Genomic DNA, 23611 nt, shown 5'->3' on the forward strand with positions numbered 1-23611 from the left:
GCAGGGCGAATGCCTGCCCGGAGCATTTACGAACAATTACCTAGCTTGGCGTGGGTCCGCATCTGGCATCATCCTCGAATACAGTTTGGGGGCGGAAGAGTCGGGCGCGATGTGTCATTTCAACCATCCGATGCAAAAGGCCGGGCAAAGGGATGGTCGCCTGCTGATCGTCGAGGCGCTGGGCAAATCCTGTGACGGCCGGACTGTGTTGCGCAATCTGACGCTGAGCGTGGATACGGGCGAAATCGTGGGGCTGCTCGGGCGCGACGGCGCCGGAAAGACGGTGTGTTTCAACCTGATCATGGGGCTGATGAAGGCCGATTCCGGGCGGATCATGCTGGGCGGGGCCGATGTCACGGGCTGGACGGCGGATCGGCGGGGGCGCCTTGGTCTCAATTGCCTGCCGCAGGAGCCTTCGATCTTTTCCGGCATGACGGTTGAGCAGAATATCGGATCGGTGCTGGAATTTCGCGAACCGGACCGGGCCGCCCAGGCGGCGCGGCTTGAGCTGATATTGCGGGAGTTTCAACTGGAACATCTGCGCAAACTGGCCGCCCTCCAGCTTTCGGGCGGAGAGCGGCGGCGCTGTGAAATTGCCCGCGCGATGGCCTCCGATCCGGCGATCATGCTGCTTGACGAACCCTTTGCGGGCATTGATCCGCTGGCGATCATCGAGATCAAGCGGGCCATACAATTGCTGAAGGTTCAGGGCGTGGGCATACTTATCAGCGACCATAATCTCAAAGACATGCTTGAACTGGTCGAGCGGACGTATGTCCTCCACGAGGGACGGCTGATCTTCTCCGGCTCTCCCGCGCAGATGCTGTCGGATGCCGAGGTCTGTCGGTTGTATCTGGGCACCGAGGCCGAGCAATTGCGCCGCCTGCTGCCCAACATCCGCGCCGTGGCGGCGTGAGGCTGGCCTTATTGATTGGCAACGACTTTACTGGTTGGCGGGGGGAAAGGGGCGCCGGGTAAAATCGATGAAGGCGCGCAGCGGCGGCGGCACCTGTCGGCGGCCGGAGTAATAGAGCATCGGCCCGGAAAAGGGCGGACTCCAGTCCTCGAGCAGGGTCACCAGCGCGCCGCTGTCCAGATGGGGGCGGAGCCAGTCCTCGAACAGGGCTATGATGCCAAGGCCCGCCAGCGCCGTTTCGATCAACAGATCACAGGCCAGTCCGGGCTGGATGAGCAGTCGGGTGGGCGGATCGACGCGCACCACTTCGCTCGCTTTCTCAAACTCCCAGATCGCCAGCGCGCCGCTCGAAAAACGCAGGCCAAGGCAATCATGATCCAGCAGGTCGCGCGGATGGGCCGGGCGACCGCGCGCGGCAAGGTAGGCCGGGGCGGCGACCGTCAGAATACGCTGAACCCGCGGCCCGATCGGCACCGCAATCATGTCCTGTTCCAGCCGTTCCTCATAGCGGATCCCGGCATCGGCCCGCGATGCGAGGATGTCGACAAAGCTGTCCTCGACGGTCACTTCGACACGGATATGGGGATGGGCCTGCAAAAAGGGCGCGAGGATGCCGGGCAGCACCGTCCGCGCGACATTGGCGGGCACATTGAGGCGCAGCGTCCCTGCCGGTTGGTCGGTCTGCGCTTGAGCCCCTTCCAGCGCCGCGCCGATTTCGGCCAGCGCGGGCGAAAGACGCTCATACAACCGCGCCCCGGCCTCGGTCAGGGAGATGCTGCGCGTGCTGCGATGGAGCAGGCGCAGGCCCAGCCGGGTTTCCAGCCTGCGCAGGGCCTCGCTGAGCCCGGAGGGGGAAACGCCCGAAAGGCGCGCCGCCTCGCGAAAGCCACCGGCGCGGGCCACCGCGACAAAGGCGGACAGGTCATCGAGATCCATGGGCATTGTGCGAAATTCCGTACGGCCTGTTTGGAATAGGGTGGCTTATCGATCATCGCCGCAAAGTCCATAAGCTTGCGACAGCTTGAGGAGATTTGTCATGAACATTGCAGCCAAAGCCGGAACCTTCTCAATGGGCGACCGGATCGTAAACAGGATGGGCTATGGCGCGATGCAGCTAGCCGGTCCGGGCGTGTTTGGCCCCCCGCGCGATCGCGGAGAAGCGATTGCTGTGCTGCGCGCGGCGGTCGAGGCCGGCGTCAACCATATCGACACCAGCGACTTTTACGGCCCGCATATCACCAACCAGATCCTGCGCGAGGCGCTCCATCCCTATGCGGCCGACCTTGTGATCGCCACCAAAGTGGGGGCTATGCGGGGCCAGGACGGCTCGTGGCTGCCCGCGCAGAGCCCCGCAGAGCTGACGGCGGCGGTGCATGACAATCTGCGCAATCTGGGGCTGGAGCGGCTCGATGTGGTCAATCTGCGCCTGATGGGCGATGTTCATGCGCCCAGCGAAGGGCCCTTGGAAGAGCAGTTCTCCACGCTGGCCGCCTTGCGCGAACAGGGCCTCATCGCGCATCTGGGGCTCAGCAATGCCACGCCCGCACAGGTGGCGCAGGCGCAGGCCATCGCGCCGGTTGTATGCCTGCAAAACCACTTCAACCTTGTCCATCGCGGCGATGACCGGCTTATTGACGAGCTGGCGGCGCAGGGCATCGCCTATGTTCCCTTCTTTCCGTTGGGAGGGTTCAGCCCGATCCAGTCCGAGGCGCTGTCCATGATCGCGGCCGAAGTCGGCGCGAGCGCGATGCAGGTGGCGCTGGCCTGGCTGCTGGCCCGCTCGCCCAATCTGCTGCTCATTCCGGGCACGTCGCGCCGCGCGCATCTTCACCAAAATCTGGCGGTGGCCGAAATGGTTCTTCCCGCCGCCATCCGGGCGCGTCTGGACGATCTCAGCGGCCCGATTGGATGATGCGCGGCACGATCTGCATCAGCTTGTCAACCGGCACGGCAAAGCCGATCCCGGCCGAAGCGCCCGATGGGCTGTAGATCATCGTGTTCATGCCGATCAGGCGCCCGCTCGAATCCAGCAGCGGGCCGCCTGAATTGCCCGGATTGATCGCCGCATCGGTCTGGATCAGATGCTCGACCGCGCCGCCCTGTTCATCGGGCAATGTCCGGTCCAGCGCGGAGACGATGCCCGTGGTCAGCGTCCAGTCGAGACCGAAGGGATTGCCGATGGCGAAGACCCGCTGTCCCACTTTAAGGTCGTTGCTGGTGCCGACGGGGATGGGCGGCGGGGCCTTGAAGCTCACGCCGATCTTCAACACGGCAATGTCGTTTTCCGGGCTGGCCCCCACGAGGGCGGCCCGGAATTTGCGGCCATCGGCAAGGCGGATGGTGGCCTCGGACGCCCCGCGGATGACGTGATAATTGGTCACGACATGGCCCGCGCCGTCCCAGATCATGCCCGACCCGGTGCCCTGCGGCACGGAAAACACATTGCGGGTCCAGACATCCTCCACCCATTGCCTTGTGGCGATGGAAACGACAGAGCCGCGCGACTGTTCGAACAGGGCGATGGTCGATTTCTCGTCGGCGACCAGATCGCCGCGCGGGGTGATGGCGCGCCGCCCTGTGCTGTCGGCCGAGCTGTCGGCTCCGGTGTTCAGCCCATGCCACAGAAGCATGAGCGCGGCGATGCAACCGCTCAGAAACAGCCAGCGCAGAACAAATCCAAGGTTACGGTTCGGGGGGCGGTGGGGCGTGATATTCGACATGGCCGCGAAATGGGCATGACCATGCGGATTTTTCAAGCCACATGAACAACAAGCCTATTGCAGCGTGATGATCCCCCCTTTGGGATGCCACACGCGCGGCCCCAGTAGCCGGTCATGCACGAACCGGACCGAGTGCAGCACGGCCTCGATATCGCGCCGCCATGCGTCGAGAAACCGGCGCAACTCGGGGAAATGGGGCGCCTCATCATAAAATTGCCAGACGAAAATCTGGAGCAGCGAGGGATAGTCGGGCATGAAATAGCTGATTTCCGCGGTGGAGAGCCCATAGCCTTGCAGTTGCCTTGCAAACTCGTCATGTCCGCTCATATCCCTATCTCCTATGCTGATCTGGTCATCCCTGTTGGTTTGGCTGGGTGGGTTCAGGATTTGTAATTCCGGGTCCGCTGTCAAGCCGAAAATGGCGCGGGAAATCGGGTTAAGCTCATTGTTTATATAGAAATTCTGGCACTCTCATCGGCCAGGTGCCAGAACCGGATCGATGGCTGCAAAGCCCGGTTCCGAAAGGTCTGGAACATTCCGCGATTTCATCAAGGATGTTTTTTGCCATCTCGGGCGAGCGCTTGCGTGGAATGCCCACCTATGGTCCCGGAGGCGACGTCTGGGCCAGATCGACCGGATAGATCACCGCTTCCTTCATTTTGTCGCCATCGAAATTGGTATAGGCGACATAGGATTCCAGAATTGTCCTGAGCTGCCGCAAGCCCTGGAATTCATGCTTGGCGACAATAATGCCCTGTCCATCATCCTCGACTTCGATCATCGCCTCGGCGCCCTGCCGGTCGACACGCAGGATACTGCTGCCATCCTGTTTCCCATACTGGATCGCATTGTCGAGCAGATTGGCCTCTATTTCGGCCAGAGACAGGGGATTGACCGGGGCAAAGACCGCAACCTTGCCATCGAGATGGTTTCCAATTCCCCCCTTCATCGCCTGTGGGGGCCAAATCCCGCGCGGTTTTCAGCAAGATCGGACCAATCAGCATCCGCCGCTCCAGCGTCACCGTTTCGGAAACCGCGCTGGCCGAGGTGCGCGGCAGTGGAAACAGGCGCAGGCGCGTCGCTGGCCTGACGATGGGGCGGGCCCGGTCTTTCAGCGCGTATAGCGCCGGATCCGGGCCCGCCGCAATATGCGGTCCTCCAGCGAGTAATAGAGCCAGATGTCCTCCCCGCTGACCACGCAGGACGCGGCAAAGGCAATGTCGGTGTCGGCCCGGTCGCGGGCGGGGGGCGGCACCAGCAGGGGCTCCATTCCGCGCGCCGTCACCCGGCTGAAATCGGGCGCAAAGTTGATCCAGCCGATACGCCAGCGCGCGTCCATCGTCGCGCCATTATAGAACATCACCGGGTCGCACCCCGGCATTTCCACGATCGGCCCGGTCGAAAGATGCCAGTTGTCCCAGGCGCTGTCGCGGATGGAGAAAGGATCATCCACCACACTCCACGGCCCTTCCGTCCCCGGCCCCACGGCCATCCCGATGCGTGAGGCATTGTCCTTGGCATATTCATAGAACAGGCGAAACTGGCCATCGCTGCCCTGAGCCAGCGTCGCCTCCTTGATGTTGCCTTCGCCCGGCGGGGCCTTGAGCATCACGCGCTGCCATGTAAGGTCAATGAGGTCCTTGCCCTTGGCCAGCAGCAGCGCGCCTTGCGAACGGGAGGCGTCCACCCCGGTGTAATAGATGAGATAGTTGCTATCCGCCTGCACCAGCGTGGGGTCCTCGCAGCCCCCCGCATCATCCTCCATGCTGCCGGGTGAGAGGGTCGGCGTCTGCGCCATCTGAAAACACAGGCCATCCTGCGAGGAGCCTGACCAGATCACACCGGTCGGGTCCTGCGGGCCAAGCGGGCGGGGCAGTACCCGCACCAGCAGCCGATAAAGATCGCCCTCCTGCCAGACAAAGGGGCTCATCAGATCGTAATGGGCAAGGCGTCCCTCCGGCCCGGCAATATCGAGCGTAACGTCCTGCAGTTCCTCCACCACATAGGCCGCCATCGCCTCAGGCCCCCAGCGCCACGGTGAGCGAGAGCGCGCCGTCAATGGTGACGGTTGCCCCGGTGATATAGTCGGCGGCGGGCGAGAGCAGAAAGAGGATCAGATTGGCCACATCCTCGGGCGTGCCGGCGCGGCCCCATGGAATGGCCGCCTCTTTCGCCTTCAACTCGGCGGGATGGTCCATCGCGCTCTGGTTCATGGGCGTAAGGATCATGCCGGGGGCCACGCCGTTGACCGCAATATGCCGGGGCGCCAGTTCCAGCGCCAGCGTTGCCGTCAGTTGCGCAAGGCCGCCCTTGGCCACATCATAATCCACGCCGCCCGGCCGCGGCGCGCGCTCGTGGATCGAGGAAATGTTGACGATGCGGCCCGCCCGTTCCAGCCTTGTCAGCACGCGGACAAAGCGGCGGCAGGTGAGAAAGGGGCCATAGAGATCGGCCTTCAGCAAATGATCGAACTGGGCCAGCGCCATATCGCGCAGCAGGATGCCCGACATGTTCAGGCCCGCCGCATTGACCAGCAGGTCAACCACGCCCAGTTCCCGCTCCGCCGCGTCAAACAGCGCTTCGACATCCTCTTCCTTGCCGACATCGGTGCGGACCGCCAAAGCCCGCCCGCCCTCCGCGACAATCTGCGCTGCCACCGCATCCGCAGCCGTCTGATCGCGCAGATAGGTGAAGGCGACCGGAACGCCCGCCCGCGCCAGTTTGAGCGCCGCCATTCGGCCGATGCCGGATTCGCCGCCGGTGACGATGGCGATGGAATGGTCGGGAAACGGGATCTGGAAATCGGGCATGCCTGCGAAACGCCCGGCTGGGTAGATGGTGCCATGGGGCGGGCTTTGCGGCGGGAAATAATAATTCCGCTAAACTGCGTTAGCCTGTCCTGCTCTGCAAGGAACGGCGGTCCTCTTCCGCCATTTCCTGCTGCAAGCGCATCCGCCTTCAGGACGAGGAATGCCCCATGCTCATGCGTAACAAGCGCCCGCACCATGCCTTGCGCCCTGGCGAAGGCGGCCCCGCGCCGACATTCCGGTTGGCGAAAACCAGGCCGAACTATGAGAGGTCAATGCCGTGACGGACAAGGTGAAAACCCCTATCTCGATGCGAACCTATGGTCTGGCCGCTCTGGGTCTGGCCGGTCTTGCCTATCTGGTCGGCAGGCGCGGGCGGCCGGACAGTGATGGGCCGCCCTCGGCCCGCGACATTCACGTCACGCCCGAACCTCTGCCTTCCTATGGCCACTGATCGGCCCGATCTCCCGTGAGGCGGAGTCTCCTGTGAGGCGGAGCGCTAACCGCTCCGCCCCGGCGGATGTCATCAAGGCTTGCGGGTAATGGTCGGCAGATGGTCGATGGGCTGGAGGGTGATGTTGCGGAAATAGGTTTCCGCGCCTTCCGATTGCAACTGGATGCGCCCGGCCGTCAGCGGGATCACCTTGCCGGTCTTTTCATCCTTGTCGGTCAGCTCGGAAGCGGCCATCACCGGCACCCCATTGACCACATGGATCGACTTGTCGCCGTAAACATAGAGGTCGAGCGTGTTCCATTCGCCCAGCGGCTTTTCGGCATCGGTGCCCGCATCCACATTGTAGGCGGGGAACTGTACCGGCGCCAGCCTGCCCCCCGGCATATAGCGGCGGCCGGGATAGATAATGGCGGGATCATGGGCCACCTCCACCTTGGCCCCCACGCGCCAGTCCACCGTGGTGAAGGAATGCGTGCCCTTGGCATCGCCCACCGTCAGCAACATGCCCACCGAATGGGGCACGATCTCGAATTCCACGCCGGACATCCATGTGCCGAAGAACGCGCCATAGTTGCCATGCGAATGATAAACCACGCCATTGTTGCGCGGCATGGGCATCCAATGGCCAGGGCCCCATTTGAACTGAAGGTGCAGATGGTAATTGCGATAGGGCTGCTTGGTGATCAGGCCGCCGAACAGCTTGCCGCTGGAATAGATCGCCGGGGCGCCATCCTCCTTCACGACCTTGAAGATGCCATAGGTATCATGGTTGAGGCCGATGGGCTCGCTGCTGGGCGTGCCATAGGTCGTGGCGGGCACGGTATAGCCCAGCCAACTGTCCCAGCCCGACAGATCGCGCCCGTTGAACAAGGGAACGGCCTTACCGGCCTTGGGCAGGTTGGTCAGCGTCAGGTGGAGGGGCCGATAGGCCGGATCAGCGGCAATCGCGGCCTTCTCTTCGGGGGTGGAACCATCGGGTGGGCCTTGCCGGGCATCGGCGGCGGCAAGAGGGGAGGTGAGCAGGGCGCAGGCCAGCAGCGTTTTGCGAAGAAGCATGGAATATCTCCGGTTGTGCGAAGGGAGGGGCGATTACGAGGCTGTGGCGTCGATCGGCGTCAGAGGTGGCTCGGTATGCGGCCGGGCATCGGCCGGATCGAAAGGCGATGGCGTCAGCGCGATCAGATCGGCATCGGCCACCGGGTCAATCAGGTCCGGGCGACGGCACCGGGTCTGCATGGCGATGGATTGGCCGCTGCGGGCCGATTGCGCGATGGCTTCCATCACTTCTACCGCGTGGACGATGAAGTCGGGCGCGGTGCGGTGTTGGCGGCCATGGCGCAGCGCAAGGGCCAAATCCGTCAGGCCCACGCCGCGATAATCGGCCACGGGTTGCCCTGCGTGGTCCAGACGGTTGGGCTGGGAAAAGGGCAGATCATGGCCGGGCAGGGCGGTGCGCCCTTCGCCGGGGCGCAGCAGCGATGGATCGCCGCTGAAAAAGATCGGGTCGGCCAGCGACAGGATGCCCTGCGCGCCATAGAGTTCGCCCGGCCGCTGGATCGGCGCCACCACATCGAGCGACATGGTCAGATTGACAAAGCCGGTCTCAAATTCCAGCGTCGCATTGAAGGTGGTGTCGACCTCGACGGCAAAGGAGGTTCCCTGCAACCGCCCGCGCCGGATGGTGCGCTGCGCCTGTCCGCTGCCCGATGCGGCAAACACACGGCGCACCGGCCCCAGCAGATGCAGCCACATCGTGATATAGTAGGGGCCGACATCGAAGGGCGGCTCGCCGCCGGGTTGATAGAAGGCGGCCGGGTTGGGATGGAAATGTTCGAGCCCCGGCAGGCCCAGCAGCGATGTGCCGAACACCGGGCGGCCAATCGCCCCGCCATCCAGCGCATGGCGGGCGGCCTGATGCGCGCCGCCGTAAAATGTGTCGGGCGCCGATCCGATCAGCACGCCGCGCGCCTCGGCCCGTTCGGCCAGCGTCTCGGCCATTTTGCGCGAGAGGGCGAAGGGCTTTTCGGAATAGACGTGTTTGCCCGCCTCGATGGCCGCGCGGTTGATCTCTTCATGCGCGCGGCCGGGCGTCAGGTTCACGACCATTTCGATGGCATCGTCGGCCAGCAGTTCCGCCACGCTTGACCCGGTTGCGCCATAGGGCGCGGCAATGGCTTGGGCCTTGTCGCGGCTGCGCGTGGCGATCCTGTGCAGTGTGAAGGCGAATGAGCGCGTGATGGCGCCAAGATACACCTGGCTTATATCGCCCGCGCCGATCACGCCGATGCGGACCGGATCAATAGCCATGTCTGTCTCCCGAATTTTCTAATTAAACGTTGTTTAGATTATGCGGGCGCGCTGTCAACGGCGAAGTTGCGGGACCTGTGTCCGCAGGCTGCACCGGCCATTGCGGCGGGCCGTCAAATCTGGCTGGCCCCGCTCCGTTTTGGTGCTAGGGGGAGGCATCTTTTGGCATGGAAAGCGTCATGACGGAAAAGAAGCCCTATCACCGTGAAAACCTCAAACGCGATCTGTTTGAGGCGGGGCGGGATTTCGTGCAGAAGCACGGCCATCATGACCTTTCCATGCGCACCCTGGCGCAACTGGTGGGGGTGTCGCCCGGCGCCTCCTATCATCATTTCGCAGACCGGCGCGCGATCCTGCTGGCCGTGGCCATCGACGGTTTCGAGAGGCTGCTGCAGGCCCCCGCCGGGAAAGAAAACGAGGTGCTTTCCCCCACCGAAACCATCAAGGCGGGGGCCTCCCATTTTGTCCGCTTCGCGCTGGCAAATCCCCATCTGATCGAACTGATGTATGAAAGCGAGCTGACGCGGCCGCAAATCGATCCCGCATTGCATCACTATCAGGAAATCAGCCACGCCAGAGGGGTGGCCGTTATCCGGCAATTCCTGCCCGATATCAGCGACAAGGAAGCCGATCTGCGCAACATCACCTTGTGGACTTCCATCTATGGCCTGGTATCGATGATCAACAAGGGCATCATCAGGCCGTTCGAGAATGGCAAGGCCACCATTGATGACATTTCCGATTGGGTGCTCGAACGCGCCGCGCGCAGCACGATCGGCGATTGAGCCTGTTGCGTTACGTGGCTGCCCTCACTGGGCATAGGGCCATGCGGCGCGGGTGAAGACCCCGCCATCGACCCACAGCGTCTGTCCGGCGGCGAAGCGCGCGCCCACCGGATATGGCCCGATGCCGGTGCTGCCCCCGGTCAGGATGGCAAGGGGCCCTGAAACAGGCCCTGAAACATGCTGAGTCACAGGCTCATCCCTCCATCAATCACCAGATTGCTGCCGGTCATGAAGCGTGCTTCGTCACTGGCCAGCAGCACGGCGGTGGCGGCGATCTCTTCGGCCTGACCCATGCGCCCCATCGGTTGCCGCGCGATGAAGGCGGCCCTTGCGGCCTCGGCATCGCCCGTGGCCGCGAAGCGCTGGCGCAGGGAAGGGGTTTCGACCGTGCCGGGGCTGATCGCATTGCAGCGGATGCCCCGGTCGATGAAGTCGCGCGCCACCGACATGGTCAGGCCGATCACCGCCGCCTTGCTGGTGCCATAGGCGAAGCGGTTGGGGGCCGCCATCACGCTGGAGACAACCGAGGCGACATTGACGATCGAGCCATCGCCGCGCGCCAGCATCGCGGGCAGGAAAGCGCGGATCATCAACGCCATCGAACGCACATTGACGCTCATGCTGCGGTCGAAATCTTCCATCGCGCCATCCAGAATGGTGCCATGGGCCACCAGTCCCACGCAATTGACCAGCACGCCCACATCGCCCAGCGCGGCCGCCGCCCCGGCCACGGCGGCTTCGTCCGTCACGTTCAGCACCAGCGTTTCAATCCGCGGCCCGGCTGGCGGAGCGCTGTCGAAACGCAGGTCTGCGGCGATCACGCGGGCGCCTTCGGCGGCAAAGCGCTCCACAATGGCGCGGCCGATCCCCTGCGCCCCGCCGGTGACCAGACAGGTCTTGCCCCTCAGTCGCCCCTCCATGGCCATCAGACCCCGTCATTCCATGCGCGCACGGTGTGGCGCTGGCTGCCCAGTTTCTCGATGCCCAATTCCACCACATCGCCTTCCTTCAGGAACACCGGCGGCTTCATGCCCATGCCCACGCCCGGCGGTGTACCGGTGGTGATGAGGTCGCCGGGCAACAGGACCATGAACTGGCTGACATAGCTGACGATGGTGGCGCAATCGAAGATCATGGTGCGGGTGTTGCCGGTCTGCATGCGCTGACCATTCACATCGAGCCACATGGCAAGGTTCTGGACATCACCCACCTCGTCCCGCGTGACCAGCCAGGGGCCTATGGGGCCAAAGGTGTCGCAGCCCTTGCCCTTGTCCCATGTGCCTGCGCGCTCAAGCTGAAAGCTGCGTTCGGACAGGTCGTCGCACACCACATAGCCCGCCACATGGTCCAGCGCCTTGTCCTTGTCGACATAGGCGGTGCGGGCGCCGATCACGATGCCCAGTTCGACTTCCCAGTCCATCTTGTCCGACCCGCGAGGGCGGCGGACATCATCGTTGGGCCCCTGGATGCAGGAGACGCCCTTGGTGAACATGATCGGTTCGGGCGGGATGGCCATGCCTGCCTCCTCGGCATGGTCGGAATAGTTGAGGCCGATGGCGATGAATTGCCGTGTGCCGGTAAACGGCGCGCCCATGCGCATAGGGCCTTCGACAAGGGGAAGGATGCCTGTGTCGATCGTCCGCAATGCGGCCAGTCGGTCGGTGCCAAGCCAGTCCGGCGTGATGTCGGCCAGATGGCCCGACAGGTCGCGCAGGTTTCCCTGCGCATCAATCAGGCCCGGCTTTTCCGCGCCTACCGCCCCAAAACGCACCAGTTTCATAAACTTCTCCGAATGTCATGTGTGTGGCGATGGTTTTGCCTGCTCACGGTGACCTGCAGGTTCGTGGTGTAGACCGCAGATAGTCGGGGGCAGGCATCGGCCAGTTTGCCGGGCTTTCAAAGGGTGAGGGATCTGCGCCCCGGCGTGGGGGAGATCCGGCTGCGATCCGTGTGAGGCCCTTTCGGACACAGGGGCGGATCGGCAAGGAAGCGGTGGGCCGGATTCATAGTCTCTCCCCATGCGGCGCTGGCCGCTTTCTTTTAACTAAACGATGTTTAAGTGATCGCCCGGCGGGCAGGCAAGCGATTTTTTGCCCTGCATGGATGCTGCGAAATCCACCTTGACGGGCTGCGGCCGGGAAACTAAACATCGTTTACATGTAGGGCGCCGGTCCGTTCCGGATAGCTGCCTTGATTGGCGTTGCCCGATTGGCCAGCCCCTCATCTCGCACGGTCATTCCGTCGAATTCCTGCGGCTGCCCGGATCTGTTTGGAGAATTGGTAGGGATATGGCCTACGAAATTTCAGTCAATCTTGAGTATGCCTTTCAAGATGCCGGTGAGAGCATTGAACAGAGAATTGACGCGGCCGCCGCTGCCGGGTTCCGTTATGTTGAATTGTTCCTGTTGAAGGGCCGTGATCTTCCCGCCATCCGCGAGGCGCTGGAGCGCAATGCGGTAAAGCTTGTCAGCACAGTCGCGGATTATGCGACCCAACTGGTTGATCCGCAAACGCATGAGGACTTTTGCGCCATCTTTCGCAAGGCGGCTCAGGACGCGCTTTTTTTGGGCTGCTCCAATGTGGTGGTGACATCCGGGCGGGCGGTTCCCTGGCTGACGCGGCCGGTGCAGCTACGCATCTTTGCCGATGCCTTGACGCGGCTGCTCCCGATTGCCGAGGAACTGGGCGTCACGATCTATCTGGAATCGGCCAATACACGCCATGACCATCCCGGCGTGCTGTGTTCAACGACGCAGGACAGCGTCTGTGTGGTGGAGATGCTCTCCTCGCCGCATGTCAGGCTGATCTACGATCTCTATCATTCCGTTGTGGAGGGTGAAGATCCGGCCGAAGTGATGCCGCGCGTCATGCATCTTACGGACCATGTTCAGATCGGCGATGTGCCGGGCCGTGGCGAGCCGGGCTCGGGAACCATCGATTGGCCCGCCCAGCTCGCCTTGTTGAAGGCGTTGGGCTACAAGGGGCTGATCGGGCTTGAGCTGAAGCCCACGCGAGCCCCCACTGCCGATGCGCTGTCCTATATTCAGCAGCTTTGCGCCGTCGCCTGAAGCGCATAGGCACGCGGAACGAAAACATCGCGCCCGCGTGTGGCGGGCATCCACTTGCCCATCCCATGACAGATTGGTGAAAGCGAATATCGTGTAGAAGGGCCGAACGGATATTCGGGAGAGCCAGTTTGAAAAATCCAGGGAAGGCCATCATCGTGGCCGGGCTGTCGCTGTTGGCCGCCATGCCGATGACGGCGCGCGCCGCCGACGAGGAAATTCAGGTCTATATCGACGATATGGGCGCGCCCGGCTCTTTCGGTCTGGATGTGCACAACAATTATGTTTTCAGCGGCAGAAGCACGCGGATGGACGACCCGCTGGCGCAGGACAGCCTGCACCGGTTTCGCGTCACGCCCGAATTCTCCTATGGCATTTCCGATAATCTGGAGGCGGGCCTCTACCTGCCGCTCGGTTCGGTTGACCGCGATGGCCATGTCAGCGTCGATGGGGTCAAAGCCCGCCTGAAATATATCGCCCATCCATCGGGCAATCCCGACGTCTGGTATGGCGTCAATTTCGAACTGGGGCGTGTCGGGCGGGTCTATGACGTCAACCCATGGAATGCCGAGTTGAAGGGCATGATCGGAACGCGGCGCGGGCGCTGGCTGCTGGCGGGCAATGTGAATGTCGATTTCGTGGTTTCCGGCCCGCAACCCTCGCCCGCCACGGTCGAGATCGCGACCAAGATCGCCTATTCCCTCACTTCCAAAGTCTCGCTCGGGGTGGAAGGATACAATGGCATCGGCACATTCCGCCAGCCATTCCAGATGGGCCAGAGCGACCAGACCGTGATGGGCGCGCTCGATGTGCAATTGGGTGAATGGGATCTCAATCTGGGCGTTGGCGAGGGATTTGGCACCAACCCCGACCATCTGATCGTCAAGGCCATCGTAGGTGTGCCGATCGACCGCCTGTTCCACCACGCCCACCGTTGATCAAGGCACCGCTGATCAAGGCCCCGCCAGCGTCCTTTGCCAGCGTTTGATAAGCAAATCATGCGTCAGCCGGTCCTGCCCCGCCAGCAGCGGCGGCCCCACTTCAATGGCCAGAGTGGGGCGCCCTGCCGTGTCCAGCCCGGCAGGCGGCGCCACATCGGCGCGCACCGGCGCCATGCCCATGGCCTTGATCTGCTGCTGACCGCGCGGGCTGAGCAGATAGTCCAGAAACAGCCGCGCGCCATTGGGATGGGCCGCTGCCTTGGGGATCATCACGATGCGCGACATGATCAGCGTGTAATCCGAGGGAAGAATGACCCCGATGTCGGGATCATGCAGCGATTCTTCGAGCGCATAGGAGCCGATGATATTATAGCCCACCAGCGCATGGCCCGCGGCCACATCGCGCAGGATTTCCTCGGCCGTTGCAAAGCCGCGCAGGTGATTGGCACCCATGGCGCGTATCAATTGCCAGACGGCGGGCGATGCCTGACGGTCCTGTGTGAAATAGAGATAGCCGACCGCCGAGCGGGTGACGTCATAGCTGGCGATGCGGCCGTCGAGCCGGGCCGGTTTGGCCTCCAGCATTTCGGTCAACTGGGCATGATTGCGCGGCGCCTGCGCATCGGGCAGCAGGCGGCGGTTGTAGATCATGACGATGGGTTCGGCGGTGATGCCCCATGCCTCATCCTTCCAGTTTGCCCAATCGGGCACGGCAGGCTTTTCGGGCGAAGTGTAGCGCGCCGAATAGCCGTCATTGACCAGTTTGATCTGGAGATCCATGGCCGAGGACCAGAGGATGTCGGCGCTTTGCTGATGATGGTCGGCGGCGGCGTGGAATTGGCGGTCAAGCTCCTGCGCCGGCAGTTCCTTGTAGGTCAGCCGGACAAGCGGATACATCGAGCGGAAATCTGCCAGCAGCCGCGCCGCCTTGTCATGATCGACCGAGGACCAGACAACAACCCCGCCTTCCTTTTCGGCGGCGGCAACAATCGCGCCATAGCTGTCGGGATAGCCGGGAGGAACAGGCTCGGCCGAGCGCGGCGAACATCCGCCCACCAGCGCCAAAGCCGCAAGCGCACAGATCCACACCCTGCATGGTGCCGATGGATGTCGTGGCGCGCCCCGCCCGTTCATGTCGATGGTCCTCTGGCCCATGATTGTTCTTTGGTCTGGCGCCTTTCTTGGGGCATAGAAGGGGCCAGCGTCAATGAAGGGAGAACATAATGACGCGCATTCTGCTGGTTGAGGATGATGAAGCCCTGAGCCGCGGCCTTGGCGCCACGCTGCGCAGCATCGGCTATGCGGTGGATGTGGCGCGCGATGGCGAAACGGCGCTGCTTTGCGCGCGCGATGAGCCATATACGCTGATCACGCTGGATCTGGGCCTGCCCGATATGTCGGGACTGGCTGTGCTGGAACAGTTGCGGCGCGAGGGCAACCGCACGCCCGTGCTGATCCTGAGCGCGCGCGATGCGATCGAGGATCGCGTGAAGGGGCTGGATCTGGGCGCGGATGACTATCTGCTCAAACCCTTCGACCCCAGCGAATTGACCGCGCGCATCCGCGCCCTGCTGCGCCGCAGTCAAGGCGTGGCCAGTTCGGTGGTCCGGATCGGCGCGCTGACGGTGGATCATACCAGCACCCGCGTCATGCTGGGCGAAACCGATATTCCGCTGCGTCGGCGCGAATGGGCGGTGCTCGAACGGCTGGTCGCCCATGTCGGCAAGGTCGTGTCCAAGGACCGGCTGACCGCCGAGGTGTTTGGCTATGACGAACCGGTCGCCACCAATGCGGTCGAGGTCTATGTGGGGCGCCTGCGCCGCAAATTTGAACCCGATGGCCCGGAAATCCGCACTATTCGCGGGTTGGGCTACATGCTTGTGGCGCGATGATCCGTTTGGGCCTGCATCATGCCGAAAAGTCGCTGACCCGGCGGTTTCTGGGCGGGATTGTGGCGCCCATGGCGGTGCTGGCGCTGTTGCTGGCGGTGGGGGGGACATGGGTCATCAAGGCGGCGGTCGAAACGGTCAATGACCGTATCCTGAGCGCGGCGGCCCACGCCATTGCCGAATCTCTGGGCGTGGAAAACGGCCAGATCACACTGGACCTCTCGCCCGCCATTTTCGGGATGCTGGAGGACAATGCCCGCGACAATGTCTATTACAGCGTCCGGCGCGGCGCCGAGGTCGTCACCGGCTATACCGGCCTGCCCGAGATTGCGCCCCATGGCGTGCCGGACAAGCAGGTGGTTTTTGGCCAGGGCGTCTATCGCGGCATGCCGGTGCGCATCATCGCAGAGGGCCACCGTCTGCCCCATATTGCCGATCCGGTGGTGGTGGTGGTGGCCGAAACGCTGGGCGCCCGCGAACATGTTACGCAGCGTCTGCAGCGCGGTCTTGTCATGCTCGAAGTTATTCTGGTTGGCTGCGCGGCGGTGCTGTTGCCCATGGTGGTGCGCTGGGGGATGAAGCCCATTGTGGCGCTGGGGCGCGAGATGGACAATCGCGCGACGCTGGACATGACCCCTTTGCCGGTCAGTGATCTGCCGCAGGAAATGCGCGATCTGGGGCGCGCCTTCAACCGGATGCTCGAAAGGCTGGACGCATCGTTTCAGAACATGCGCCGCTTTACCGCCGATGCCTCGCATCAGATGCGCACGCCGCTGTCCATTTTGCGCACGCATATCGCACTGCTGCGCGATGGCGATGCCAACGCGCCCGATACGCGCCGCTCGATCGAGGATATTGCCGATGCGGGCGAGCGGCTCGAACGGCTGCTGGTGCAATTGCTGGCGCTGGCGCGCGCGGACAATGCCCAATCGGTCCCCATCGCCCGCGAGGCGGTAGGCATCAACCGGCTGGTGGCCGATATTTTTGCGCAACTGGCCCCGCGCGCGGTGAATGCCGATATGGATCTCGATTTTCTCGGCGCCGATGGCGATCCGCAGGTCATGACCAATCCCGTTCTGGCGGGTGAATTGCTGGCCAATCTGATCGACAATGCCATACGTTACAATCGCCCGCGCGGCGCCATCACCGTTTCGGTCGAGCCCGATCACGAGTTGGTCTGGGTCTCGATCGAGGATCAGGGGCCGGGCATTCCCGAGGCCGACCGGGCCAAGGTCTTTACCCGTTTTGCCCGTCTGGACCGCGACGCTGACAAGCCGGGCAGCGGGCTGGGCCTGCCGATTGCGGCCCGGCTTTCGGCCGTGCTGGATGCTCGAATCGCGCTGGATTCGGGCCGGGGTGGCGTGGGCTTGCGCGCCAGAATCGGCTTTCCACCCGCTTGACAGGGTGATGTCAGCAATTTGCGCTAGGGTGGCCACAAGATAGCCGGTCCGTCCAAGGGCCGCTTGTGGCGAATGGCGCATTTGTGTTCCCCCCGTTTTCCGAACGCTTCTGCGCCTTTCCATCACGCCTGTGTGGAGAGATTGAATGACCAACGCCATGCCGCAAGTTCTGGAGCCACCCAGCCTGCCTGATGGAAAGGCGGCGCAGGGGGGGGGGCTGCGCGAATTGTGGTGGCGGGCCATGGATTGGCGGATCGGCATCGTCCCGGTTCCGGTCGGCTTGATGCTGCTGGGCTGCGTGGCGGCCTTTGTCGCCTTGGGCAAGGTACCCACCGACATTACCATGATGATCCCGGTTCTGGCGGCGGGGGGCTTTGCCTGCGCCGAAATCGGCAGGCGCCTGCCGCTGCTGCGCCGTGTCGGGGCGGCGGCCATTCTGGCCACTTTCGTGCCCTCGCTGCTGGTGCGTCTGGGGGTTTTGCCCGCTTCCCTGACCGGCGCGATAACCACCTTCACCGATCAGAGCAACTTTCTCTATCTCTTCATCGGCTCGATCATTGTGGGCAGTATTCTGGGCATGGATCGGGTGATGCTGATCCGGGGTTTTCTCAAGATTCTCGCGCCTATTCTGGCCGGATCACTGGCCGCTTTTGCCGTGGGCACGATGACCGGCACGATGCTGGGGCTGGGCCTGCGGCATACGATCTTCATGGTGGTTTTCCCGGTGCTGGCGGGCGGCGTGGGCGAGGGCGCGATCCCGCTGTCCATCGGCTATTCGGCCTTTTCCAGCCATCCGCAGGGCGAATATCTGGCTGAAATCCTGCCCGCCGTGATGTTTGGCAGCCTGACGGCGATCGTGCTGGCGGGCGGACTGAACCTGATCGGCAAGCGTCGGCCCCATCTGACGGGGCGCGGCATTCTGCAACCGGGCGCGCATGATATGGGCGAGGCGGGCAAGCCGCTTCCGGTGGCCGATTTGCAGGGGATCGGCGGGGCGCTGGTGCTGGCAATGACGCTCTATCTGGTGGGCGAGCTGATTCAGGATGTCACGCGCTTTCCCGGCCCGGTCACGATGCTTGGCCTCGCGGTGCTGATCAAGCTGCTGCGTTTGGCCACGCCCATGATGGAGGCCGCCGCCTATCGCAATTACCAGTTCTTTGCCCAGATCGTCACCTATCCGCTGCTGTTTGCCATTGGCGTTGCCAAAACGCCCTGGGACAAACTGGTCAGCGCCTTCAACCTGCCCACGATCACCACCATTGTCGTCACGGTCGTGACGCTGACGGCGACCGGATTTTTCACCGGGCGCATGGTCGGCCTGTTTCCCGTCGAGGCCGGGATCATCACCGCCTGTCGCGCCAGTCAGGGCGGTACGGGCGATGTGGCGATCCTTTCGGCCTGCGACCGGATGGTGCTGATGCCCTTTGCCCAGGTGGCCACCAGAATTGGCGGCGCGCTGACGGTGACCGTGGCGCTTGCGCTGTTTGTGTGGTGGCATGTTTGATGAGCGCAGTTAAAGATATTTTATGCAGCGCCCTGATTGACAGGACCATGTCAGCAAAAATGCATATACTTTGCTCATAGTCCGGCAAATGACTGAAAAAGCTATTTGAAACAAAAGTCATGCCGGGAATGAAACCGACCGGGGCAGCGCAGGCGGGGTGCGCTCAAAAGAGTCGGTTCCTATAAAAACAAGCAAAAATTTATGGAGGGGAATTATGAAATCAGCACTTCGCGGCTTGCTTCTGGGCGCATCCCTGTTGCCCGTGACAGCATTTCTCATGCCGTCTGCGGCCATGGCTCAGACCGCGCCCGACAGCGGCAAGCCGACCGCCCCGGAAATCATCGTCACCGGCCGTTTCATCGCCAGCGGCGCGGCCAGCGCGACCAAGCAGAATGTCTCGACGCTGGAAACGCCTTTTTCGGTCTCGGCCTACACCGGCGATTTCATGAAGGCCGTTCAGACCACGCAGGTCGCTGATCTCTATCGCTATATGACCGGTCTGCAAAAGGCGGGTTCGACCGGCTATGACATCACCCTGCGCGGATTTTCCACCACGGCCAATGACCGCAACACGGTGATGGTCGACGGCCTGCCCGGCCTGTCGGTGCGTTTTGGCTCGCCGCCCACGGTGGGCACCGAACATGTCGAGGTGGTCAAGGGTGCGGCCTCGCTGCTCTATGGCTCGGTGCAGCCGGGCGGCTTTGTCAACATGATCACCAAGAAGCCCTCGGCCATCGCCTCCACCGAAATTTCGGCGCGCGGCACGGTGGGCGGTTCCTCGCGGGCCTCGCGGGTGCAGGGCGGCGATTTGGCGCTTGACAGCACCGGCGCGCTGAGCGGCGATGGTGCCTTGCTCTATCGCTTTGTGGCGCAGGGCAGCACCGACAATTATTTCCGCGACCGCCAGTATGAGCGCGGCCTCTATCTGGCGCCCAGCCTGACATGGCATATCGGCGCTTCCTCATCGCTGATGCTTCAGGTCGAATATCGCAAGGTCAAGACCAGCTATGCCAATGTCTATCTGCTGGCCCCCTCGCTGGCGGGCGGGACCAGTGTGGGCTGGCTGGCGCCGTATAACACCAATTACAGCTCGCCCACCGACAATCTGCGCGAGGAAGGGCTGACGGAATCGCTCACTTTTACCCATAATTTCGGTCAGGCGGTGAAATGGACTGTGGCGCTGCGCAATGTGGACCATATCGACACGGCCAGCGCCTTTGACGTCACCGGCTATAACAAGAAGGACACCACCTTCTCGACGCTGGACCTGCGGGCGCGCGGCCAGCACAATTACCGCAGCTATGCCTTTGCCGACACCTATCTGACGATCAAGGGCGATACCGGGCCGATCAATCACCGCCTGATCGTGGGCGCCAGTATCGGCAAGGAGGTGGATGATTTCACCCGCCTGCAATATTGCCAGATCAATTCGCCCGACAAGCCCAATGCCGATGCGACCTGCAACCCGACGAGCGCGCAATATACGATCTCGGTCCAGCACCCCGATTTTTCGGGTATCCCGCCGCTGTCCTATTTCGGCGCCGGCGCGCTCAGCCCCAAGAACCGCAGCCGCAGCTATGGCATCAATGTGGACAAGGGGGCCTATATTTCGGACCTCATCACCTGGCTGCCCCAGTTGAAAACCACGCTGGGCCTGCGTTATGCCACGGCCAATCAGACGCAATATGCCAACCTGCTCCAGGCCCCGCCGGTTCCGGGCGACACGCAGGTCAGCAATTCGGCCGTTCTGCCGCAGGCCGGTCTGATCTATCAGCCGACGAAGCATCTCTCGTTCTATGCCAGCTACAGCACCTCCTTCTCGCCGGTGCCGGGCGGGACGCAGGACGTGAACGGCAATTTCAACTTCAAGCCCACCCGCGGCACCGGCTATGAAGTGGGCGCCAAGACCGAACTGGGCCATGGCCTGTTGACGGCCACACTGGCCTTGTTCCGCATCGACCAGACCAACATCATCGTGCCTTCGACATCGACGGCCTGCTCGACCGGTTCGTGTTCGCAACAGATCGGCGCGGCCCGTTCGCGCGGCATCGAGCTGGAATTCACCGCAAGGCCGCTGCCGGGCTGGTCGCTGATCGGGGGCTGGGCGCATACGCTGGCTCGGGTGACGCAGAACAATGATCCTGCCAGCGGCCCGATCCCTGGCGGCGCCATGCCCAATGCGCCCGAAGACGCGGTGCATCTGTGGTCGCGCTATGATTTCAGCGCGGGCGCGCTCAAGAATCTGGGGCTGGGTATCGGCTATTCCTATACCGGCGCGCGCATCGCCTATACGCCCACGGCCGCCTTGCCCACGCCCTTTACCGTGCCGTCCTATACGGTGGTCGATCTGGGCGTCTATTACACGTTCAATGAGCATCTGCAGGGCACGCTCAAGGTCAACAACCTGTTCGATCAATATTATTACGCCAGCGGCAATGTCGTTTCGGGCATGGTCAATGTCATTCCCGGCACGCCGCGCACGATCATGGCCAATCTGAGCTTCAAGCTCTGAATGCGCCGCAACATTCGGGAGAATTGGCTGTGAAACTGACACGACGCACATGGATCCCCGTGCACCGCTGGAGCGGTTTGACGCTGGGCCTGATTCTGATCTTTTCCGCCTTTACCGGGCTGGGGCTTGCCTTTCGCACCCAGTTGGAAGGGATGGTCTATCCCGGCATGGGCGCGGGGCAGAATTGCGCAGCCCCGGTCGCGCTCAGCCGGATGGCGCAGACCGCCCAACAGGCCCATCCCCAGTCCAAGGTCGATTACCTGCGCGTGAAGCTGGGCAGCGGCCTGCCCACGGCGGTCCGCTTCTTTGACAAGGAAACCTATTATTTCAACGCCTGCAACGGCTCGATCGTGGCGCAGCAAAGCCGATATGACGGCTTTTTCGGCTTCACCGAATGGCTGCACAAGGGCGCATGGATCAAGGAGATCGGCGGCATCATCATGGGCATCGGCGCGCTGACCTGCGTGTTGATGCTGGCGGGGCTGGGCATCTATCTGTGGTGGCCGCGCGGGCCGCGCACGTTCAAACAGGCGCTGACCATCGACAATCGCGCCAAGGGCAAGGCCTATACGCTGGGCCTGCACCGCACGGTGGGCGCATGGGCGGTGGCGCCGCTGTTCCTCAGCGCGATCACCGGCATTCCGATCGCCTTTGAGCCCTTGCAGAAAGCGATGATCGGCAAGGAGCATGTCCGCCTGCCCGGCGCCCCGAAAACGGCCGCGCCCAAAATGGCGGCGGGCGAGGGCAAGGCGAAATGGATTCCGGCCAGCGATGCGGTGATTGACGCCACATGGGCCGGGATCATGGCCAAGACCCATCAGCCCAGCGAAGTGCTGTTCCATGTGGCCCACAAACCGGGCGAACCGCTGGAAATCTACGCGATCGACGGCAATGCCCCCCATGCGCAGGCCCGCAGCATGATCTATGCCGACCCTGCCGACGGCGCGATCATCAAGACCCGCCCCTATGACAGCGCCGCCTTCACCTATCGGCTCTATTACTGGATGCTGGCGCTGCACAACGGGCTGGTGGGCGGATTGCCGGGCCAGATCATCCTGTTCCTTGGCTGCGCCGGGGCGGTGTTCATGGGCGTGACCGGCGTGATGTCCTATTTGCAAACCCCGGCCAAGAAGGCTCGCAAACCCGCTGTCGCCCGGTCCGAGCGGATGGCCTGAACGGGAGGTGCAGGGGGCTTGCGTCCGATCTTTGGCGCAACCCCCACCTTCGCTTGGCTTTTTCCGCTCACCGGCTATGACGATGCCATGGATATGTTTGCAGCCCTGCGCGCCTTCGTGGCTGTGGTGGAGGAGGGCGGTTTTGCGCCCGCTGCGCGGCGGGCCGGACAGGCGCCGTCCTCCTTCACCCGCCATGTCGATGCGCTGGAATCCTCTCTCGGGGTCAGCCTGCTCAACCGCTCCACGCGCAATGTCTCGCTGACCGCGGCAGGGGAGAGCTATTACCCGCGCGCCACCCGCCTGCTGGCCGAACTGGACGAGGCCAACAGCCGCATCCGCGAGCGAGAAGGCCCGCCGCGCGGCCGTTTGCGGGTCAGCCTGCCGGCCTCCTTTGCCCGGATGCACATCACGCCCTTTCTGCCGCGCTTCATGGCGGAATATCCGCTGATCGAGCTGGATCTGGTGATGAGCGATGCTTTGGTCAATCTGGTGGAGCAGCGGATCGACGTTGCGGTGCGGCTGGGCGCGCTGGATTCCTCCAGCCTGATCGCGCGGCGATTGGCGCCCCACCGCCGCATCGTCTGCGCCAGCCCGGCCTATCTGGCGCAGCATGGCGCTCCCGCCGCGCCGCAGGATATCGGCACCCATGCCTGCCTGACATTCGCCTTTGCCGATGGCGAAAGGCTCTGGCGGTTCAGTCAGGGCCAGCGCGCCGAACAGGTCCGGGTCAAAGGCCCGCTGCGCGCCAATCAGGCCGAGGCCCTGAAAGAGGCCGCGCTGGCCGGTTTCGGGCTGGTCATGCTGCCCACATGGCTGGTGGGCGAAGAGATTGCGCAAGGCATGTTGCAGCCGGTGCTGACAGACTGGCAGGCGGATATCAGTCGACCGGGCGCGACCGCTCTGCCCGATGGCGGCATCCACGCCCTTTATCTGCCCGATCGCAAGGAATCGCCCAAGGTTCGCGCCTTCGTCGATTTTCTGGCCGAACGCTTTGGTGCGCCGCCCTATTGGGACCGGGCGCTTTGATCTTTGCGTCCTGTGCAAAGATGTTCGCCGAAATGGCCTGATTATCAAAGTCTGCGAACAGGTGCACATCACAGGCACCAACCCCGGACGCGACCCCAACGGCCCCGTCC

The 23611-nt window shown here is 63.1% G+C and carries 23 protein-coding genes and 1 pseudogene; 12 read left to right on the forward strand and 12 right to left on the reverse strand.

The features are described from left to right. Positions 1-85 precede the first annotated feature (85 nt). Complete coding sequence (lptB, locus tag FHW92_RS02335) at positions 86-916, forward strand: LPS export ABC transporter ATP-binding protein (RefSeq protein WP_246869866.1); 831 nt, start codon at positions 86-88, stop codon at positions 914-916. 27 nt (positions 917-943) lie between these two features. On the opposite strand, the gene FHW92_RS02340 is transcribed toward lptB, so the two are convergent. Further along, positions 944-1852, reverse strand: coding sequence for a LysR substrate-binding domain-containing protein (locus tag FHW92_RS02340; RefSeq protein WP_349237632.1), 909 nt, complete (start codon positions 1850-1852; stop codon positions 944-946). 100 nt (positions 1853-1952) lie between these two features. Here FHW92_RS02340 and FHW92_RS02345 point away from each other — a divergent pair, with 100 nt between their 5' ends. Then, positions 1953-2828, forward strand: coding sequence for an oxidoreductase (locus FHW92_RS02345; protein ID WP_168601598.1), 876 nt, complete (start codon positions 1953-1955; stop codon positions 2826-2828). Here FHW92_RS02345 and FHW92_RS02350 read toward each other — a convergent pair. The 5 genes and pseudogenes from FHW92_RS02350 to FHW92_RS02370 all read right to left on the reverse strand — a co-directional run. Continuing rightward, positions 2812-3636, reverse strand: a pseudogene (locus tag FHW92_RS02350) (trypsin-like peptidase domain-containing protein); the annotation flags it as partial. The gene FHW92_RS02345 and the pseudogene FHW92_RS02350 sit on opposite strands and share 17 nt — an antisense overlap. 54 nt (positions 3637-3690) lie before the next feature. Further along, complete coding sequence (locus FHW92_RS02355) at positions 3691-3963, reverse strand: protein usg (RefSeq protein ID WP_168601600.1); 273 nt, start codon at positions 3961-3963, stop codon at positions 3691-3693. A gap of 271 nt (positions 3964-4234) precedes the next feature. Continuing rightward, positions 4235-4585, reverse strand: coding sequence for a sensor histidine kinase (locus FHW92_RS02360; RefSeq protein ID WP_168601601.1), 351 nt, complete (start codon positions 4583-4585; stop codon positions 4235-4237). 162 nt (positions 4586-4747) lie between these two features. After that, entirely contained in the window at positions 4748-5650 is a 903-nt protein-coding gene (locus FHW92_RS02365) for a glycosidase (RefSeq protein WP_168601602.1), read from the reverse strand. Positions 5651-5654: 4 nt separating this feature from the next. Then, positions 5655-6446, reverse strand: coding sequence for an SDR family oxidoreductase (locus FHW92_RS02370; RefSeq protein ID WP_168601603.1), 792 nt, complete (start codon positions 6444-6446; stop codon positions 5655-5657). Between the two features lie 277 nt (positions 6447-6723). Between FHW92_RS02370 and FHW92_RS02375 the strand changes: the two genes are divergently transcribed. Further along, positions 6724-6897, forward strand: coding sequence for a hypothetical protein (locus tag FHW92_RS02375; RefSeq protein WP_210428337.1), 174 nt, complete (start codon positions 6724-6726; stop codon positions 6895-6897). A gap of 72 nt (positions 6898-6969) precedes the next feature. Here the strand turns inward: FHW92_RS02375 and FHW92_RS02380 are convergent, their stop codons facing one another. Further along, entirely contained in the window at positions 6970-7953 is a 984-nt protein-coding gene (locus tag FHW92_RS02380) for a DUF1080 domain-containing protein (protein WP_168601605.1), read from the reverse strand. A 33-nt stretch (positions 7954-7986) separates the two neighbouring features. Then, positions 7987-9204 (reverse strand): Gfo/Idh/MocA family oxidoreductase, encoded by a 1218-nt coding sequence (locus tag FHW92_RS02385; RefSeq protein ID WP_168601606.1) that lies wholly within the window; start codon positions 9202-9204, stop codon positions 7987-7989. A 179-nt stretch (positions 9205-9383) separates the two neighbouring features. On the opposite strand from FHW92_RS02385, the gene FHW92_RS02390 reads away from it, so the two are divergent. Further along, positions 9384-9989: a TetR/AcrR family transcriptional regulator gene (locus FHW92_RS02390; RefSeq protein WP_168601607.1), complete on the forward strand. Its 606-nt coding sequence runs from the start codon at positions 9384-9386 to the stop codon at positions 9987-9989. Between the two features lie 24 nt (positions 9990-10013). Here FHW92_RS02390 and FHW92_RS02395 read toward each other — a convergent pair whose 3' ends face one another. From FHW92_RS02395 to FHW92_RS02405, 3 genes are read right to left on the reverse strand one after another with little or no spacing between them, the layout of a single operon-like run. After that, on the reverse strand, positions 10014-10178 hold the full coding sequence (locus FHW92_RS02395) for a hypothetical protein (protein ID WP_168601608.1): 165 nt from the start codon (positions 10176-10178) through the stop codon (positions 10014-10016). Continuing rightward, a complete protein-coding gene (locus tag FHW92_RS02400) occupies positions 10175-10909 on the reverse strand; it encodes an SDR family oxidoreductase (RefSeq protein ID WP_168602105.1) in 735 nt (244 codons plus the stop codon). Before FHW92_RS02400 ends, FHW92_RS02395 begins: the two co-directional genes overlap by 4 nt. 5 nt (positions 10910-10914) lie before the next feature. After that, the gene (locus FHW92_RS02405) at positions 10915-11769 is read right to left on the reverse strand and encodes a fumarylacetoacetate hydrolase family protein (protein WP_168601609.1); all 855 of its coding nucleotides are present in this window, start codon (positions 11767-11769) and stop codon (positions 10915-10917) included. 319 nt (positions 11770-12088) lie between these two features. Here FHW92_RS02405 and FHW92_RS02410 point away from each other — a divergent pair, with 319 nt between their 5' ends. After that, positions 12089-13057: a TIM barrel protein gene (locus tag FHW92_RS02410; RefSeq protein WP_246869867.1), complete on the forward strand. Its 969-nt coding sequence runs from the start codon at positions 12089-12091 to the stop codon at positions 13055-13057. A gap of 128 nt (positions 13058-13185) precedes the next feature. Beyond that, positions 13186-13992 (forward strand): hypothetical protein, encoded by an 807-nt coding sequence (locus FHW92_RS02415; protein WP_168601610.1) that lies wholly within the window; start codon positions 13186-13188, stop codon positions 13990-13992. Positions 13993-14007: 15 nt separating this feature from the next. Here FHW92_RS02415 and FHW92_RS02420 read toward each other — a convergent pair whose 3' ends face one another. Beyond that, a complete protein-coding gene (locus tag FHW92_RS02420; RefSeq protein ID WP_168601611.1) occupies positions 14008-15150 on the reverse strand; it encodes an ABC transporter substrate-binding protein in 1143 nt (380 codons plus the stop codon). 68 nt (positions 15151-15218) lie between these two features. On the opposite strand from FHW92_RS02420, the gene FHW92_RS02425 reads away from it, so the two are divergent. The 6 genes from FHW92_RS02425 to FHW92_RS02450 all read left to right on the forward strand — a co-directional run bounded on the left by FHW92_RS02425 (position 15219) and on the right by FHW92_RS02450 (position 23501). Next, on the forward strand, positions 15219-15887 hold the full coding sequence (locus tag FHW92_RS02425) for a response regulator transcription factor (protein WP_168601612.1): 669 nt from the start codon (positions 15219-15221) through the stop codon (positions 15885-15887). Further along, the gene (locus FHW92_RS02430) at positions 15884-17284 is read left to right on the forward strand and encodes a sensor histidine kinase (RefSeq protein WP_168601613.1); all 1401 of its coding nucleotides are present in this window, start codon (positions 15884-15886) and stop codon (positions 17282-17284) included. The genes FHW92_RS02425 and FHW92_RS02430 overlap by 4 nt, the downstream gene beginning before the upstream one ends. A 145-nt stretch (positions 17285-17429) precedes the next feature. Continuing rightward, positions 17430-18788 carry a 2-hydroxycarboxylate transporter family protein gene (locus tag FHW92_RS02435; protein WP_210428338.1) on the forward strand — a complete coding sequence of 453 codons (1359 nt, stop codon included), beginning with the start codon at positions 17430-17432 and terminating at the stop codon, positions 18786-18788. 292 nt (positions 18789-19080) lie between these two features. After that, positions 19081-21300 (forward strand): TonB-dependent receptor, encoded by a 2220-nt coding sequence (locus tag FHW92_RS02440; protein WP_168601614.1) that lies wholly within the window; start codon positions 19081-19083, stop codon positions 21298-21300. Positions 21301-21329: 29 nt separating this feature from the next. Then, positions 21330-22475 (forward strand): PepSY-associated TM helix domain-containing protein, encoded by a 1146-nt coding sequence (locus tag FHW92_RS02445; RefSeq protein ID WP_168601615.1) that lies wholly within the window; start codon positions 21330-21332, stop codon positions 22473-22475. An 18-nt stretch (positions 22476-22493) separates the two neighbouring features. Next, positions 22494-23501: a LysR family transcriptional regulator gene (locus FHW92_RS02450; protein ID WP_246869868.1), complete on the forward strand. Its 1008-nt coding sequence runs from the start codon at positions 22494-22496 to the stop codon at positions 23499-23501. Positions 23502-23611 lie beyond the last annotated feature (110 nt).

Origin of the sequence: Novosphingobium sp. SG707, assembly GCF_012275515.1 — a bacterium.
Classification (GTDB): Bacteria; Pseudomonadota; Alphaproteobacteria; order Sphingomonadales; family Sphingomonadaceae; genus Novosphingobium.

Excerpts from the sequence above, each read along its gene's own strand:
- FHW92_RS02420 (WP_168601611.1), bottom strand. The coding sequence starts at position 15,150 with ATGGGCCAGAGGACCATCGACATGAACGGGCGGGGCGCGCCACGACAT.
- FHW92_RS02345 (WP_168601598.1), top strand. The coding sequence starts at position 1,953 with ATGAACATTGCAGCCAAAGCCGGAACCTTCTCAATGGGCGACCGGATC.
- FHW92_RS02440 (WP_168601614.1), top strand. The coding sequence starts at position 19,081 with ATGGCTCAGACCGCGCCCGACAGCGGCAAGCCGACCGCCCCGGAAATC.
- FHW92_RS02410 (WP_246869867.1), top strand. The coding sequence starts at position 12,089 with ATGGATGCTGCGAAATCCACCTTGACGGGCTGCGGCCGGGAAACTAAA.
- FHW92_RS02385 (WP_168601606.1), bottom strand. The coding sequence starts at position 9,204 with ATGGCTATTGATCCGGTCCGCATCGGCGTGATCGGCGCGGGCGATATA.
- FHW92_RS02425 (WP_168601612.1), top strand. The coding sequence starts at position 15,219 with ATGACGCGCATTCTGCTGGTTGAGGATGATGAAGCCCTGAGCCGCGGC.
- FHW92_RS02435 (WP_210428338.1), top strand. The coding sequence starts at position 17,430 with ATGACCAACGCCATGCCGCAAGTTCTGGAGCCACCCAGCCTGCCTGAT.
- FHW92_RS02405 (WP_168601609.1), bottom strand. The coding sequence starts at position 11,769 with ATGAAACTGGTGCGTTTTGGGGCGGTAGGCGCGGAAAAGCCGGGCCTG.
- FHW92_RS02360 (WP_168601601.1), bottom strand. The coding sequence starts at position 4,585 with ATGAAGGGGGGAATTGGAAACCATCTCGATGGCAAGGTTGCGGTCTTT.
- FHW92_RS02355 (WP_168601600.1), bottom strand. The coding sequence starts at position 3,963 with ATGAGCGGACATGACGAGTTTGCAAGGCAACTGCAAGGCTATGGGCTC.
- FHW92_RS02390 (WP_168601607.1), top strand. The coding sequence starts at position 9,384 with ATGACGGAAAAGAAGCCCTATCACCGTGAAAACCTCAAACGCGATCTG.
- FHW92_RS02400 (WP_168602105.1), bottom strand. The coding sequence starts at position 10,909 with ATGGAGGGGCGACTGAGGGGCAAGACCTGTCTGGTCACCGGCGGGGCG.
- FHW92_RS02380 (WP_168601605.1), bottom strand. The coding sequence starts at position 7,953 with ATGCTTCTTCGCAAAACGCTGCTGGCCTGCGCCCTGCTCACCTCCCCT.
- FHW92_RS02340 (WP_349237632.1), bottom strand. The coding sequence starts at position 1,852 with ATGGATCTCGATGACCTGTCCGCCTTTGTCGCGGTGGCCCGCGCCGGT.
- FHW92_RS02430 (WP_168601613.1), top strand. The coding sequence starts at position 15,884 with ATGATCCGTTTGGGCCTGCATCATGCCGAAAAGTCGCTGACCCGGCGG.
- FHW92_RS02370 (WP_168601603.1), bottom strand. The coding sequence starts at position 6,446 with ATGCCCGATTTCCAGATCCCGTTTCCCGACCATTCCATCGCCATCGTC.
- FHW92_RS02365 (WP_168601602.1), bottom strand. The coding sequence starts at position 5,650 with ATGGCGGCCTATGTGGTGGAGGAACTGCAGGACGTTACGCTCGATATT.